The organism is Nocardia sp. bgisy134 (genome assembly GCF_057708325.1).
On sequence record NZ_JBYIRW010000021.1, the window covers coordinates 94,977 to 109,701 of the forward strand.

General features: G+C 66.3%; 12 protein-coding genes and 1 pseudogene. 3 read left to right on the top strand and 10 right to left on the bottom strand.

The window, feature by feature from the left end; translation table 11 throughout:
• The first annotated feature begins 73 nt into the window (after nucleotides 1-73).
• Entirely contained in the window at nucleotides 74-1,888 is a 1,815-nt protein-coding gene (locus AC3ERS_RS30290) for an ABC transporter ATP-binding protein/permease (protein WP_431971539.1), read from the top strand.
• Between the two features lie 42 nt (nucleotides 1,889-1,930).
• On the opposite strand, the gene AC3ERS_RS30295 is transcribed toward AC3ERS_RS30290, so the two are convergent.
• The 4 genes from AC3ERS_RS30295 to hrpB form a co-directional block, all read right to left on the bottom strand.
• Nucleotides 1,931-3,523: an HD domain-containing phosphohydrolase gene (locus AC3ERS_RS30295; protein WP_431971540.1), complete on the bottom strand. Its 1,593-nt coding sequence runs from the start codon at nucleotides 3,521-3,523 to the stop codon at nucleotides 1,931-1,933.
• 194 nt (nucleotides 3,524-3,717) lie between these two features.
• Complete coding sequence (locus tag AC3ERS_RS30300; protein WP_431971541.1) at nucleotides 3,718-4,857, bottom strand: serine hydrolase domain-containing protein; 1,140 nt, start codon at nucleotides 4,855-4,857, stop codon at nucleotides 3,718-3,720.
• Nucleotides 4,854-5,450 carry a QsdR family transcriptional regulator gene (locus AC3ERS_RS30305; protein WP_431971542.1) on the bottom strand — a complete coding sequence of 199 codons (597 nt, stop codon included), beginning with the start codon at nucleotides 5,448-5,450 and terminating at the stop codon, nucleotides 4,854-4,856. Before AC3ERS_RS30305 ends, AC3ERS_RS30300 begins: the two co-directional genes overlap by 4 nt.
• Before the next feature lie 149 nt (nucleotides 5,451-5,599).
• On the bottom strand, nucleotides 5,600-8,041 hold the full coding sequence (hrpB, locus tag AC3ERS_RS30310; RefSeq protein WP_431971543.1) for an ATP-dependent helicase HrpB: 2,442 nt from the start codon (nucleotides 8,039-8,041) through the stop codon (nucleotides 5,600-5,602).
• Nucleotides 8,042-8,258: 217 nt separating this feature from the next.
• Between hrpB and AC3ERS_RS30315 the strand changes: the two genes are divergently transcribed.
• Nucleotides 8,259-9,311, top strand: a complete 1,053-nt coding sequence (locus tag AC3ERS_RS30315; RefSeq protein ID WP_431971544.1) for an NAD(P)-dependent alcohol dehydrogenase — start codon at nucleotides 8,259-8,261, stop codon at nucleotides 9,309-9,311.
• A gap of 86 nt (nucleotides 9,312-9,397) precedes the next feature.
• Here AC3ERS_RS30315 and AC3ERS_RS30320 read toward each other — a convergent pair whose 3' ends face one another.
• The 5 genes and pseudogenes from AC3ERS_RS30320 to AC3ERS_RS30340 form a co-directional block, all read right to left on the bottom strand.
• Nucleotides 9,398-9,850, bottom strand: a complete 453-nt coding sequence (locus AC3ERS_RS30320; RefSeq protein WP_431971545.1) for a DoxX family protein — start codon at nucleotides 9,848-9,850, stop codon at nucleotides 9,398-9,400.
• 12 nt (nucleotides 9,851-9,862) lie between these two features.
• Complete coding sequence (locus AC3ERS_RS30325) at nucleotides 9,863-10,432, bottom strand: MarR family winged helix-turn-helix transcriptional regulator (RefSeq protein ID WP_431971546.1); 570 nt, start codon at nucleotides 10,430-10,432, stop codon at nucleotides 9,863-9,865.
• Entirely contained in the window at nucleotides 10,420-10,677 is a 258-nt protein-coding gene (locus AC3ERS_RS30330) for an aminotransferase class I/II-fold pyridoxal phosphate-dependent enzyme (protein WP_431971547.1), read from the bottom strand. Before AC3ERS_RS30330 ends, AC3ERS_RS30325 begins: the two co-directional genes overlap by 13 nt.
• An 846-nt stretch (nucleotides 10,678-11,523) precedes the next feature.
• Entirely contained in the window at nucleotides 11,524-12,381 is an 858-nt protein-coding gene (locus tag AC3ERS_RS30335; protein ID WP_488186311.1) for a helix-turn-helix domain-containing protein, read from the bottom strand.
• Between the two features lie 42 nt (nucleotides 12,382-12,423).
• Nucleotides 12,424-13,215: pseudogene (locus AC3ERS_RS30340) on the bottom strand (sigma-54-dependent transcriptional regulator family protein); the annotation flags it as partial.
• A 287-nt stretch (nucleotides 13,216-13,502) separates the two neighbouring features.
• On the opposite strand from AC3ERS_RS30340, the gene AC3ERS_RS30345 reads away from it, so the two are divergent.
• Complete coding sequence (locus AC3ERS_RS30345) at nucleotides 13,503-13,763, top strand: dihydrofolate reductase family protein (protein WP_431971549.1); 261 nt, start codon at nucleotides 13,503-13,505, stop codon at nucleotides 13,761-13,763.
• 327 nt (nucleotides 13,764-14,090) lie between these two features.
• On the opposite strand, the gene AC3ERS_RS30350 is transcribed toward AC3ERS_RS30345, so the two are convergent.
• Nucleotides 14,091-14,678 carry a DUF1877 family protein gene (locus AC3ERS_RS30350; protein WP_431971550.1) on the bottom strand — a complete coding sequence of 196 codons (588 nt, stop codon included), beginning with the start codon at nucleotides 14,676-14,678 and terminating at the stop codon, nucleotides 14,091-14,093.
• Between the last annotated feature and the right edge of the window lie 47 nt (nucleotides 14,679-14,725).

Genomic DNA, 14,725 nt, shown 5'->3' on the forward strand with positions numbered 1-14,725 from the left:
CCCGCTGCCCGGTGAGGCGATGCTTCCTGGTGGGCGCTGGCACAGCCAGGGCGCGATTTGAGGCAAACGCCTCATGCGACCACGGCGGCGGCGGACCGATGATCAGGGCATGACGAAGCGAGTTCAGGAATCACGGAGATCACCGGTCATGACCGAATTGACATTCGAATCACCGACCGTCGAGCGGTTCGGTACGCCCATTTCAGATCACACACCTGGAGTGCCGGACGGCGGGCGAATCGATGCAGTCAACGTAAGCCGGTGTGTCGGGGCGCGGCAGATTCTCCAAGAGCTGTCGTTGTCGGTCGAACCAGGCGAGTTGGTCGCCATTGCCGGCGGCAGTGGAGCAGGAAAGAGCACATTGCTGGAGATCCTCGCGGGACTGCGACCACCGTCTGCCGGGGAGGTTCGGCATGACGGCGTCGTTCGCGGGGACCGAGTCAGCGCCGATTCCCGTATCGGCTACGTGCCCCAGGAGGACATCATCCATCTCGAGATGCCCCTGCGCCGCACGCTGCGCTACGCGGCGCGGCTTCGGCTGCCCGCAGGCACATCGGCGGCCGAGGCGGACCGGGTAGTCGAGGAGACCATGCATGACCTCGACCTGGCTGATCGGGCCGAGGTGCCGGTCCGTGCGCTGTCCGGCGGCCAGCGCAAGCGGGCCAGTATCGCCGTGGAGCTACTGACCCGGCCACACCTGTTCTTCCTCGACGAACCCACCTCCGGGCTCGATCCGTCGACCGCAGCCGACGTGATGCGCCTGCTGCGCCGACTCAGCCAGCGCGGAGTCACAGTCGTCCTCACGACGCACGAGCCGACCGGCATCGACCGGTGTGACCGGGTGGTGTTCCTGGCGCGCGACGGCCACCTGGCCTTCACCGGCAGCCCGACCGAGGCTCGGCGCTACTTCGGCGTCGAGGATCTCGCCGAGGTGTACGACCGGCTGGCTCGTGAGCACACCCCTCAGATCTGGGCGGAGCGATTCGCGGACAGCGGTGGGAGGTCGACAACCCGGCCTGGCTCGGCGCTACTGCCCATCCCCGCCACCCGTTCCGACGTCAAGCGCACAGACATGGTCCGGCAATGGTGGCTACTGACACGACGCAATGTCGATGTTCTCCTTCGCAACCGGCTGACCTTGGCGGTCCTGCTCGGCTCACCGGTGCTGGTCACTGCGATGATGGCGACCCTGTTCCAGCGAGACGCGTTCGATCCGCGTAACGAAGCCGACCTCGGCCCGGTCCAGATCGTGTTCTGGATCGCGTTCGCAGGCTTCTTCTTCGGCCTCACGTACGGCCTGCTCCAGATCGTCGGGGAGATGGCCGTCTTCCGGCGGGAGCGCCTGGCCGGGCTCAGTGTGAGCGCCTACGTGGCATCCAAGGTGACAGCGCTGCTTCCGGTGCTGGCTGGAGTGAGCGCGGTGCTTCTCGGTGTGCTGCGGGCGCTCGGTCGGCTCCCCGCCGTGGGATGGGACGTGTCCGCCTTCCTGTTCGTGACGATTGTGATCGAGGCGACCTCGGCACTGGCCCTCGGATTGCTCGCCTCGGCCGCGGTCTCCAACGCCGCGCAGGCCGCCCTCGCCCTGCCGATGCTCTGCTTCCCTCAGGTTCTGTTCGGTGGCGCCATCGTCCCCGTCGACGAGATGGCCCTCCCGGGACGCCTGATGAGTCTCGGCCTATCCAACCGCCACGCGTTCGAAGCGCTGGGTCGCGATCTGGATCTCGAGCGGTACACCACCACGCTGCCTGCCATGTCCGCCTACGGCGACACCTTCCACGGAGGCACCGGCGCCAGTCTCCTCGCGCTCGCCTCGTTTGCCGTTGCCCTCATGCTGGCCACGATATGGGTCTTGGACCGGCGGTCCCGGCCCAGCGCATCCCGGCGATGAAGGCACGGTTGCCGAGCTGATTTACCTGGCGCAGCGGATACTTCAATTTCCGACGGTCGCATTGACCGGGAACCCCGCCAGACCCCGGTCGATCGCGGCGAGACTGGCCTGCGTGCGGTTGTTGACGCCGAGCTTGGCGTAGACACGTTCGACGTGGTTGCGTGCCGTCTTCTCGGCGATGAACAGTTCGGCGGCGATCTCTCTGTTCGATCGGCCCTGCGCGACGAGTCGCAGGATCTCGACCTCGCGGTCGGTCAGCCCGGCCGGCCAGGGCGTCCGCCGCGAGCTCCGCGGACTGGCCACCGCAAGCACGGCCGCAGCCGACTCGGCGTCGAGGCGTCCGGCGCGCGCCTCCTTTCGTAACCGATCGGCAGCGCCGCGAGGATCGAGCGGCGGCCGGTCGGGACGCGGCTCGAGCAGTCGTTGATAAGCGTCCGCCGTGGCAAGCAGCCGGTCCTGCGCGGTCAACTCCGCGCCGGCGATCCCCCGGGGAAAGCCGGACCCGTCGATCCTTTCCCGGTGCTTCATCGCGATGGGCACCACCGACTCCAAGCCGTTGACTCGACCCAGTATCCGACCGGTCAGATCCGGATACATCCGTACCCGTTCCCATTCAGCCGTAGTGAGCGGCCCCTTCTTCTCCCAGATCCGGTTGGACACTCCCATTTTGCCAAGGCCGTGCACCAGGCCGGCACGGTAGAGATGCGTGATGTCCGACGGCGACATGCCCAGGTGTCGAGCTGCCCCGGCCACCAGGTTCGCGACGCCACGCGAATGCCCCAGAGTGAATGGAGATTTGAGATCGGCGAAATCAGCCATGGCCTCGAGTAACTCGTCGCTCTCCTCGGCCGTCAGGGTTCGGTCACGATCCGGTGCCTGGGCCAATGCTGCTGTCCAGACGTCGATTTCGAGCAACCCGTCCACGATCGCCGCCGCGTCGCGATCGAACACCGCCGCCACGGCTGGGCTGAACTGACTGCCGCGCCGAGAACGGACAACACCCTTCGCGTGCTCGAGCCCACCCGTCCGCAGGTGCACCTCGACGACGTCTGCGACGTGAGCGATGTGGATCTCGACCGGGATATCGTCTCCGCGGGAACCGTTGGGCAGCCCCCGGCCGTCCCAGCGTTCGAAGGTGTGGGCCAGCGCCTTTCCGACCTGCTCGTCCAAGCCCATCCGATCGGAGAGAACCCCGGCGGAACTGCAATGCGACTGGATCAGTGTGGCGACCTGGCTGCGAGCCGTGACCAGAAAGGCAGTGGCACGGATGCCGCGCTCCCAGCCCGGCAATCCGCGTCCGACATGACTCGTCATCAGCCGCAGAAACGGCAGGCCGGTCATGTCCACCGTGTAGGTGTCGGCCCGGAAGGCGATGTCGTCGCCGAAGAGCGCCGAGAGTTCGTGGGAGTCGGCGTGACAACCGATCCACCCGACCAGATTGGCGTAGTACACGGTCGCCCGCTGTTGCCGGTCGAGCCTCATCCGATCGGCGATCCGTGTCGCGATCAAGGACGACCGAAGCATGTGTTCCATCGGCTGACCCAGACCGAGGTCGATCGCAAGCGATATCGCGGCGAGCAGTTCGGCTCTGCTCAGACCCTTTCCCGAGCCGGGCAACGTCCCGTGCGGGTGCATTCTCCCATTGTCCACCCGAACAACGGCCATCTCTGCGCGAAGGACGAGACCACTGTGTATCCGCGCCGCAGCACGCGCGACCGCGGGCCGTTCCGACGATGCGTGTATCGCGCCGGTGATCGTACGTCGATACTGCCCAGCCGCCCGGCGTACGCACCGGGCGTGACGTTCCGCAAGGCCAGTGTGTACGACGATCAGGCGTCGACCAGCCGATAGATCGTGCGCAGGTACGCCTCGCTGCGCGGCGAACCGATGATCCCGGGACCCATCCTGTTCATCGCGTAGGTGACGGTCATGCGACGGTCGAGATCCATGACGACCATCGATCCGCCCCAGCCGCCCCAGAAGCAGATCCGTTCGTCCGGGATGTAGGGGAGGCTGACCAGTTGCGGAAGGCCGTAACCGATGCCGAAGCGCAACGGAAGTCCCAGCACGAGGTCGTTTCCGTTGGACTGCTCCTCGAAAATCAAGTCGATCGTGCCCGGTGTCAACAACGTGATGTCGTCGACTGTCCCGCCGCGGGCGATGACAGAAAGGATGCGGGCGAGCGAGCGGGCGTTGCCGTGTCCGTTGTAGGCGCCCAGATCGGCGCGCCGCCATGACGCGGTGTTCGCGGCGGCCGCATCGAGCTGCGGAGTGCCGAGGGCGAGTCGTGTCAGGTTGTCCTCGGGAAGCACGGTCAGGTCGATTGGAAGCGGCGGCGGCGGAACGACTTCGGCGATACGCGGCCAATCCGATTCGCGAGCGCCGATCTGGAAGTCGGCGCCCAGCGGTCCGGCGATCTCGTCGGCGACGAATTGGGCGAGCGTCTTGCCGGTGACTCGGCGAACGACCTCGCCGAGCAACTGGCCGAAGTTCTGTGCGTGGTATCCGGATGCGGTTCCCGGCTCCCACCGCGGAGCTTGGCCGGCCAGGCGGGAGCTCGCCAGTTCCCAGTCGTAGAGCTCGTCCATGCCGAACGGCGGCTCCCATCCGGCGACACCGGAGGTATGCGAAAGGAGATGGCGGAGCTCGATCCGGTCTTTCCCATGGGCTGCGAATTCAGGCCAGTACTCCGCGACCGGTGCGCGGACATCGAGCCGGCCACGGTCCACCAGCATCAACACCGCCAGACTCGTGACCGTCTTCGTCGACGACCACACGTTCGTGATGGTGTCGGACTTCCACGGTCGGGTTCGTTCGCTGTCGCAGAACCCGCCCCACAGATCGACCACGACATCGCCGTCGATGTCGACGACTACCGACGCCCCCAGCTCCTTTCCCGAAGCGATGTTCTTCTCGAACTCGGTTCGCAGCTCGACGAATTCGGGGCTGCAGTACCCGCGCGCAGTCATGACGAAGTCCCTTTCGGTGTATAGGTGGCATCGCCGAGCAACGCCGCCACCGCGATGGCGGCTTTCGCGGCGTCGGGGTCGTCTCCGGTGATGAGATCGGCGTAGATGAAGGATTCGGTGATGCGCGCGATGAGGTAGGCCAGGTCACGCGCCGACATCGGATGAGTGAGGTGGCCGCGGTCCAGTTCCTGTTGCACCACACGTTCTGCGGCGCCGACCATTTCGTGCTGGACCGGGCTTTCCTTGGTCGTGAGCAGGCGCAGCGCGCGTTCGGGTTCCCGACGCAGGAACGTGCGGAAATACGGTGCTTCGATGAGTGCTTGGCCGAACGCGCCTGTCGCGTCGGCGATCCGGGCGGCACCATTGCGCGTGGTCGACGCCACCGCGGCGCGGTATGTCGGCTCGGCAAGCGACCACAGCACGGTCGCGAGCAGCCGGTCGCGATTGCCGACCCAGCGGAACAGCGTCGACCGGTCGACCCCGAGTTCAGCGGCGAGTTTTTGCATGTCCAACCGGTCGCCGGCGAGGAACTGGCGACGGGCGACGTCGATCGCCTGATCGCCTCCAGGACTGCTGTGACTGGGACCACTCATGGATGCAACATACTCACAAATGGTGCAATGAATCAAGCATCTGTTGCATACCCGCTCAGGCGAGACGCCGCTACTCGCCCCTGGCTACGCCGGCTCGTTGCGGCGAATGAGCGCACAGCCAAAAACGTGGGGTCAGCGTGGGGTCTTGGCTAGCCGCGCCCGGCATTGCGCGCAGTGCCGCGGTGGGCGGGCATGGTGGTGGGGTCTTCCGGCCAGGCGTGTTTGGGGTAGCGACCGCGGAGGTCGGCGCGGACTCGAGGCCAGCCGGTGCGCCAGAAGGATGCCAGGTCCGTAGTGACCGCGACCGGGCGTTGGGCGGGTGAGAGCAGGTGCAGCACGATCTGGACGCGGCCAAGGGCCAGGCGTGGTGCGTCCGTCCAACCGAAGACTTCCTGCACTTTGACCGCGAGCACCGGCGGGTCGGTCGAGTAGTCGAGGCGGGGGCGGCCGCCAGAAGGGACCTCCAATCGTTCCGGCGCCAGTTCGTCCATCCGGACGGCGTCCGGCCAGGGCAGCAGGCGACTCAGTGCCTGTCCGGCGTCGATGCGTTCGAGGTCGGCGCGGCGGCGGGCAGTGGCAAGTTCGGGGCCGAGCCAGGTGTCGGTGGCGGCGAGCAGCGACTCGTCATCGACCGGCGGCCAAGGGGCGCCGAGGGTGCGGTGCAGGAAGTCGAGGCGCTGACGTAAGGCGATCGCATCGGAATCCCAGCGCAGCAGGCCGAGACCGGTCGCGCTCAGTCCGCGACGCACCGCGGCGCTGAGCAATTGGCGATCGGGGTCACGAATCAGCTTCTCCGACAACACGATCGCTCCCAGTCGTTCGACCCGCCGAGCGACCACATCGCCGTCGATCCAATCGACCTCGTCGATGGTCGTCAGCAGGCTCGATGCGGCACGGCGGGCCAGCTGTTCATCGGCGACCGCAGCCAACCGTATCCACCCCTCGGAACGACCCGGATCGCGCGTCGCAACGCCGACCGCCAGCCACTCCGCATCACCTATTCCAGAGCCGGGCGGCAGCGTCACCGCAGTGCCGCCGACCATGAGATAGCTCGCCGAGCCCGGGCCGCGCCGTCGCGCCAGCCGCTCCGGATGAGCCAGCGCGACAACGTAAGCCGGATCGTCGACACCGTCCGACGCCTCGACCGATCGTACCAGCCGCTCGACCTCCCGCCGCCAGCGTGCCGGCCGCTCGCGCCGCAGCACACGCAGACCAGCCGTGAGATCGACTCCGGAGGCAAGAGTGTCGTCGTCGAGGACAGTGACCACTTCCGCAGCCGCCCGAGCACCGACCTCGGCCGCCCCGTCGAGCAACGCCCGCGCCAACCGAGGATGCAGCCCGATCCGAGCGATGCGCCGCCCACGGTCGGTGACAACACCGTCTCCGTTCACGGCCCCCAACGCGCGCAATACAGCCCGGCCCGCAACCAACCCACCGGGCGGCGGAGCATCCCACCAGGCGAGGCCATGACCGTCAGCCGTGCCCCAACATGCCAGTTCCAACGCCAACCGAGTCAGGTCCGCCGTCCGAATCTCCGGCTCCGGGTAGGCAGGCAGCGTGCCGTGCTCGTATTCCGGCCAGCATCGCCACACCCGCCCCGGACCCTCACGCCCGGCCCGCCCGGCGCGCTGCTCGGCCACCGCCACCGAGACTCGAACTGTCGCGAGCCCGGACAGCCCACGCCCCCGATCGATGCGTGGGACCCGAGCCAGTCCCGAATCCACCACCGCTCGCACCCCGGGCACCGTCAAACTGGACTCCGCCACCGCCGTGGACAGCACCACTCGCCGCCGCGGCCCTGGCCGCAACGCTGTGTCCTGCCCCGCGGCGGAAAGTCTGCCGTGCAACGGAACGAGATCCACGCCGTCCACGTCGGCCAGAAGTGCTGTCGTCCGGCGGATTTCGGCTGCCCCAGGCAGGAAGACGAGCACGTCGCCCTCGGTTCCGACGAGTGCGGCCCGGGTGGCGCGTGCCACCTGTGCTTCGACGCGCTCGCGTGGCAACGGCGCAACATACGTCGTATCCACGGGATGGGTCCGCCCCTGGACCTGCACCACCGGCGCCGCACGATCCCCACCCAACAGCGCCGAAAGCCGTTCAGCCGCAACAGTCGCCGACGTAGCAAGCACCCGCAGATCCGGCCTCAACCCAGCCCTGGCATCGAGCAGCAACGCCAACAACAGATCCGCGTCGAGATGCCGCTCATGGCACTCATCGAGCACAACCACATCAACCCCCGCCAACTCGGGATCGCTCTGCAACCGTCGCACCAGCAACCCCGACGTGACGACTTCGACCTGAGTGTCCCGCCCTGCTCGCCGATCCCCTCGGACCGAGTACCCGACGGTCTCCCCCACCGACTCCCCAAGCAAAGAAGCCATCCGCGCAGCTGCGGCTCGAGCCGCCAACCGTCGAGGCTCAGCCACCAGCACCCGCTGTGCAGTCCTCGCCGCCAACGCCAACGGCACCAAGGTCGTCTTCCCAGTCCCCGGTGGCGCGACCAGCACAGCAGTCTCGCGCTCGGCCAACGTCTCGACAATTCGGTCGAGAACGCCACGGACCGGCAGATCAGGAAGCTCAGGCAGTTTCATTACCCACCAGTCTGCGGCCTCGGCTCCAATCGACGACGCCCTACCCCACCGCACGGAGTGCGTCTCACACCAGCACACCTCTCGCACGAGTGGAACACCCGGCCCCGGCCGCCGCGCGGGCGCCTCCCAAGGGGCACCGCTAATATGAACTTGAATTCGACATCAACAAATGAGGTCGACGCCGACCAGCGCCCATGCACCGATAGGTACGTACTCCATGACACTCGCTACCGCATATGCCGTCGCCGCCCCCGATGGCCGCTTCGAGAAGACCACCGTCGAACGCCGGAAACTCGGGCCCGACGACGTGCTGATCGACGTCAAGTTCGCCGGAATCTGCCACTCCGACATCCACACCGCACGCAATGAGTGGCAGGGAACCAGCTATCCCTGCGTGCCGGGACACGAGATCGCGGGCATCGTGGCCGCGGTCGGGTCACACGTCACCGGATTCGCTGTCGGCGATCGAGTCGGTGTCGGCTGCCTGGTCGACTCCTGCGGCGAATGCGAGAACTGCCTGGTCGGGTCGCAGCAGTACTGCTTGCGAGGCGCGACGTGGACCTACAACCACAAGGTTCCCGAGTCGGTGCAGGACGGCGGCATCACCATGGGCGGGTACTCGACGCAGATCGTGGTGACCCAGGGCTTTGTGGTCTCGATCCCGGACGGTATCGCGCTGGAGCACGCCGCGCCGCTGCTGTGTGCGGGAATCACCCTGTTCTCCCCACTGCGGCACTGGAACGCCGGGCCCGGTAAGCGGGTCGCCATCATCGGCATGGGCGGGCTCGGCCACATCGGTGTGCAGATCGCGGCGGCACTCGGCGCTGAGGTCACGGTGCTGAGCCAGTCGCTGAGCAAGCGGGACGACGGGCTGCGGTTCGGTGCCCACCACTACTTCGCGACCGCGGACGAGACCGTCTTCCGCACCCTGCGCGGCCACTTCGACCTGATCATCAACACCGTGTCGGCCGAGCTGCCGATGGTGAAGTACATCAGCCTGCTGAAGCTGGACGGCACCCTGGTCGTGGTGGGTATGCCGCCCGGGCCGATGCAGATCCCTGCCTCCTCCCTGATCGCGGCGCGACGCTCGGTTGCCGGCTCACTCATCGGCGGCCTGCCGCAGACCCAGGAGATGCTGAACTTCTGCGCCGACCACGGCATCGGCGCCGAGATCGAGGTCATTGCGGCCGACCGCATCGACGAGGCGTACGACCGCGTCCTACGCAGCGACGTCCGCTACCGGTTCGTCATCGACACCGCCACCTTTTAGTTGTGGCGCGTGTCGGCCTCGGCGGCAGCCGCAGGGGGCGAATTCCCTCGGCAGCCGCGACATCGGCCATCTGCACCCGAGCCCGGCTACGCCGATCGGCGATTCCGCAGGGCGCGGTACTCCCGAAGGGTGCGGCGGCTGTCGGTGGCGGCCAGCGCCCACGCGACGAGCAGCGGTTGAAAGACCAGTCGCACAGCACGTTTGGTGTCGGTGTCGAGACCGAAGGCGTCGGCGTGGTTGACCAGCTGCGCGATGTTGCCGGGGAAGATCGCGACGAAGAACGCCGCGACCGCGCCGCCGACAAGGGCGCGGCGAGGCTGTTTCCAAGTGGCGAGCAGCGCGCTGCCGAGGCCGATCTCGACGACCCCGGACGCGACGACGACAACATCGGGGTCCAGCTGCAACCAGTGCGGCACCTGCGCCCGGAATTCCTGGCGCTGGAACGTCAGATGACCGGTGCCGGCAGTGACCAGCAGCGCGCCCAGCGAGGCCTGGCCCAGCGCGCGAAAACCGTTCGAGCCGTTAAAGTTCCGTGACATTGACAAACTCCTCTAGGACAGGCCCGCGGACGCCGATATCGTCGTGGGGCTATAGATTTTCGTGTGTATTCCCGGGGATACGCCCTGTCCGCAGCCGGGTAGTTTCGGCGAGACGTCGTGCGAGGTCGTTGATCTGGTCCCGGAGGTCGGATCCTGTGGCGACAGTCCGACATCAACGGCGACGGTTTCGATCATGCATCTGACCTGATCCTCGAGTGCCCTGCTCGCCGCGGTGGGACGCAGCACGACCTCACGTTTGTCGGCGCCGCCCGGGTCGCGGTCTACCAGGTCGGCCGTAACCAGGCGTTCGACCAGTGCTGACACCGTGCCGTAGTTGAGGCTCAGGCGTGCGCACAGCTGTTTCATACTCGATCCCGGCTGCTCCCACGGCGCCAGAAGGACCAGGCACCGCGGGTAGGTCACCCCCATTCGGTCCAGGAACGGCCGGTAGGCCGCCGCAACCAGGCGTGATGTCGCGTACATGGCGAAGCACAGCCCATTGTCCAGCGCCAGCGATATCTCGAAGGCGGACTCTTGGGCCGCCACGGAGGTATGCGCTGTCGACCTGTTCATGGCTCCCATCCGGCGAGTATTCGCATCACCGCGTCCGACGCCGATCGGTCGGCGACGGTGATGCGGACTCCAGCACCATCGTAGGATTTCACCGCGATGCCCCGGGGCAGTGCCGCGGTCAGACGCACTATCCGGTCGGTGTCGCACGGCAGCTGCCAGCGCGCGATCCGGTCGACCAGGTCGGGTGCGGCGACGCCGTACCCGATACGCAGCGCGGCGAGTCCGTACGTCTTGACGAACGTCCGGAGCACCACGACGTTGGGGTGGCGCGGCTCAGCACGTCGTGAATGTCGAGCCGGTGGCGCCGATACCGCCCGAGCGGCCTGTATTTGCTGGACGAGCCGGAAGCAGCACTGTCGCCACGCGGATGCAGGGCGGGGTGAGGACGAACAGCTTGGCGCCGCCGGTCACGGCCCAAGGAACAGCCGTTCGCAGGGTAGGCGCGGCAGCAGACAACAGTCCCCGATGGCCTCATGGATCAATTCGACTGTGCACCAATGCTTTCGCATGCAATCGTGGATCAAATGCGCTACCGCCACGGCGGTGGCCGTATAGTCGAAGGCCACTCCACCCAGCCAGATCCGCAGGTGCATATCGCCTGCAGACGGGAACCATCCCTCGGCGATCATGGCCTACCCTCCTGATACGGCGCAACGCAGATAAACTTTCAGCTCTCGACGTTCCTTCGGAGTCACGCGCGGACGAACACCTCTGGCTCGCCACCGCGGCGGGATCGCCACCGGCGGCATCAGCGGTAAGTCACGATCACCCGTCACCCCGGACTGCCAGATCAACCTTTCCGGACGAGGCAGCAGAACCTTTGCGGGACAAGTTCGGGCATTCGGGGCGTCAGGAGAGCGACTACTGCCTATGCGAATACATTCTCAATGACTGGGTGTCACTGTCCTGACGTTCCGGGCATCGTTGCCGGGAAACGCGGCTCCATTGCCGGTCCGAACGCCTCGATGACAAAGTTAGTGGCTGACCGATTCCGGAGACTGTCCAAGTTTTGGACAGTATCTTCACAATGCCCTGGGCGAAGGCTGGCGCTCGAAACCGGACCCCGCACGGACAAACGCGACCAGATGAGGCGGCGGACGCTACCGAGACCCGGATCGTGGCACCGGTGGCTGTCCGTCGGTGATACGTAGAGCCTTGAGCCTGGCGTACAGCGTGGTGCGGCTGATACCCAGCTCATGTGCCGTCTTCTGTTTGTTGCCGTTGTAGCGGCGCAACGATTCGATGATGACGTCACGTTCGGCTCGTTCGCGACCGGACAGGCTCCGCGCGCGCGACGCCACACGGTAGCGGTCGGGCAAGTCGCGGACCGTGACATCGCCTTGGTGGCGGTGTTGCAGGATGTGCGCCAGCACGGCCTTGAGTTCGTGCAGGTTACCGGGCCAGGGTTGGGCGGCCAGCAGTTCGATCACGCTCGGGAGGAGCCGGACGTCGGCGGCCGGATCGAGTTCGCGCAGCAAGTCTTTGGTAATCGCGGGCAGTTCCGCGATGCGATCACGCAGCGGCGGTATCTCCACGCGTTCCGCGCACAGTGCCGCCAGCGCGGCGTGTGCGCCGTGCGCGTCCCGCAGCGGAAGTGAGCTGAGGATGATCTTGGGACGGGGCTTGGACTTGATAGCGCCGATCAGCTGATCGACCACCCGCTCCGGCAGGGCATCGACACCGTCGAGGCACACGGCGCCGGCCGGGCGGGCAAGACGCTCTTGCAGTCGGCGGACCCACGTCTGCTCGCCGCACGTCGCGATATCCGCACACTGGTGGAACTCCACCTCCTCCGGGCGCGCCAGCCGACGGGCCGCGGTGCTGCGACCGGTGCCATGGTCACCCACGACCAGAACCGGTCCGGCGGTGGTCGGCGCGTGGTCGGCCAGCCGGGTAACAACTGGCCGCGCCGCCACGGTGACGTCGAAGTCGGCGATCGGTTCGAAGTGGAAAAGCATGCCGGTTTCTGCCCCCGTCACCTGTGCGATGTGAAGGCGGACCGCCGCGCCGGAAGCCAGGCGAACGTCCGTGCTGTGCGGGCGTGCGGGCGCCTGTTCTGCCAGCATGTGCAGCAGGGCGTAATCCGACGGGCCGAGCAGATCGACGGCGCTGTTGTTGGTCAATACGATGTCGTCCCCGACGGCCGCGACGGCCCGGCGTTGCCGTGAGATCGTCTGGAATGCGGCCAGCAGCGCGCGTTCCGATGCCTTGGCCTGGTCGAGGAGTCGATGTTCGATGTCGTTCACCGCGCGCTGCAGAAACGGAGCGAGTAGCGGGTCGGCATGAGAATTGGTGCTGGTGATGTCGAGGACGCCCGCCAGCCGCCGGGTGACCGGATGGAGGATCGGGTGGCCGTAGCAGGTGAGCCCTTTGAAGCGCTCGATGTAGTGCTCGGAGCCATTGATGATGATGCCTCGCCGCGTTTCGAGCGCAGTGCCGAGCGCATTGGTGCCGATACTGTCCTCGGCCAGGTTGGCGCCGTCCCGGATTCCGAGCGTTTCCAGCGCGGTTTCGACCCGTGGATTATCGAACCAGTGATAGACGAGTCGGCAATCGCGATCCACGAGCAGCAGACTGTATGCGGTACCGGTGAGCGTGGCCGCGATCTGATCGAGGACCGGGGCCGCGGCGTCGAGAAGCCTGCTGCGCGGGTCGAATTCCGTGACCGACAGATCGGCGAATCCAGTGAATTCCGGCTGCACGCCGGATAGTTGCGAGCGCCGCCACGATAGCTCGATTTCGCGACGCAGCGCCGACATGGGTGCGCGGTTGCACTCCAATGACGTCATCTGGTTCCTACTCCTTGCCCAGCACGCGGTGCCGGAGTCGGTGCCGAATGCCGTTCGATCTGTCGGCTTCGGGTCCGCGTCCCAGACTCAGCCTACTCGTCCGTGTGTTGTGGATCACTTCTCGCTATTCATGGGCATAGTGTGCGCGATGTTCGCTGCGTCGCGGTGTTTAGAAATTGGACACCCCTGGTCGGAAGTTGGTCACCACGGAGGTTCTGTGAGACGCGCTGTCCATCGGGAGCGCAGATGCGGCGCTATCCGATGTGCGGTCGGGTTCTGACGGACAAGCAGTGAGAGTTGCTCGAGCTGCCGTTACCCGGCTTCGTGACCAGCCGGGTGAGAGCGTGGTGTCGATCGGCGGGGCGGGCCTGGCCGCGGACGCCATCGCCGAGGACCTGATCGACGAGTACCGCCAGTTCGTCAAACCGGTCATCCTCGGCAGCGGCACCCCGTACTTCCCGCCGCTCGCCGAACCCCTCGACCTGCGGCTGATCGAGTCCCAGGCCCTGAGCTCCCGGGTCGTCTACCTTCGCTACCAGCGCATCCGCTGAGTTCGGCGCTCGGTGGAATGAGTCCATTGAGCCGAACCAGATCCTCCCGGCCCACATTGCTTCGGCCACAAGATGTTTCAATGCACGATAGTGGCTCCCCTTCAGTCGAGACGCGGGCCGGATTCGATCTCGATTTTCGCGAGCATGTCGTGGATCGATGAATCTGGTCCGAACTCAATGAATCTGGTACAGCGACTCAGGTGTCTGGCATGTGGCTCAACTTTTCCGGCCCGTGTCGCATGATCGCCGGGATTCGATCGACGTGCAGGGGTGGCGTGTGGATGCCGGGCTGCGGCTGTGCAGGATCCCTCGAGGAAGCCCGCGTAGTCAGGTGGTGTACATCACGACACCGAGCTTGGACTCCGCGGTCTTGGCATAGAAGGCAGTGAGTCCCTCGAGTTCGGCGACGATGACTCCCGGACCTTCATCGGGTGTGATCAGCTCCAGTTCGTAGATTTCGTGCTCGTCGATCAACTCCTCGAAATCGGCTTGCCTGACAGCGGTTTCGACGGCCAACACGTCAACCGTGGCGAGACGTGCAGCGAGCTCGGTCGCCTGATCCGGCGACACCACCGAGAAAGCCCCGTTCTCCAGGGTCGAGCAGGCGATGCTGTCGGCGCCCCCGACCACGGGCCACAGTTCGTGGTCCTCAGGGCTGGGCCAAGCCTCCCCGGTGAGGAAGTAATTGAGCGCGGCCCCGTAGTGGGTGCGGTAGTGGTCTGGCTTGTCGAGCCTGTTGATGCTGGTCGGATCCTGCCGGAGCGCGTGGATCTCCTCGCCACTCACCGCTTGCAGCCAGGTTGCCTGTGCCACAAGGCCCTCCTGTTTCACTCTCTTGTTCGACACGTGCGCAAAGGTCGTCAGGGCCACGCAACCGTGCCCGGACGGGGCGCCTTTGTGTTCAATCCTGGCCACCGAGACGCGCAGTCTATTCTGTGGCCGGGATGATGCCTTGTTTTCTC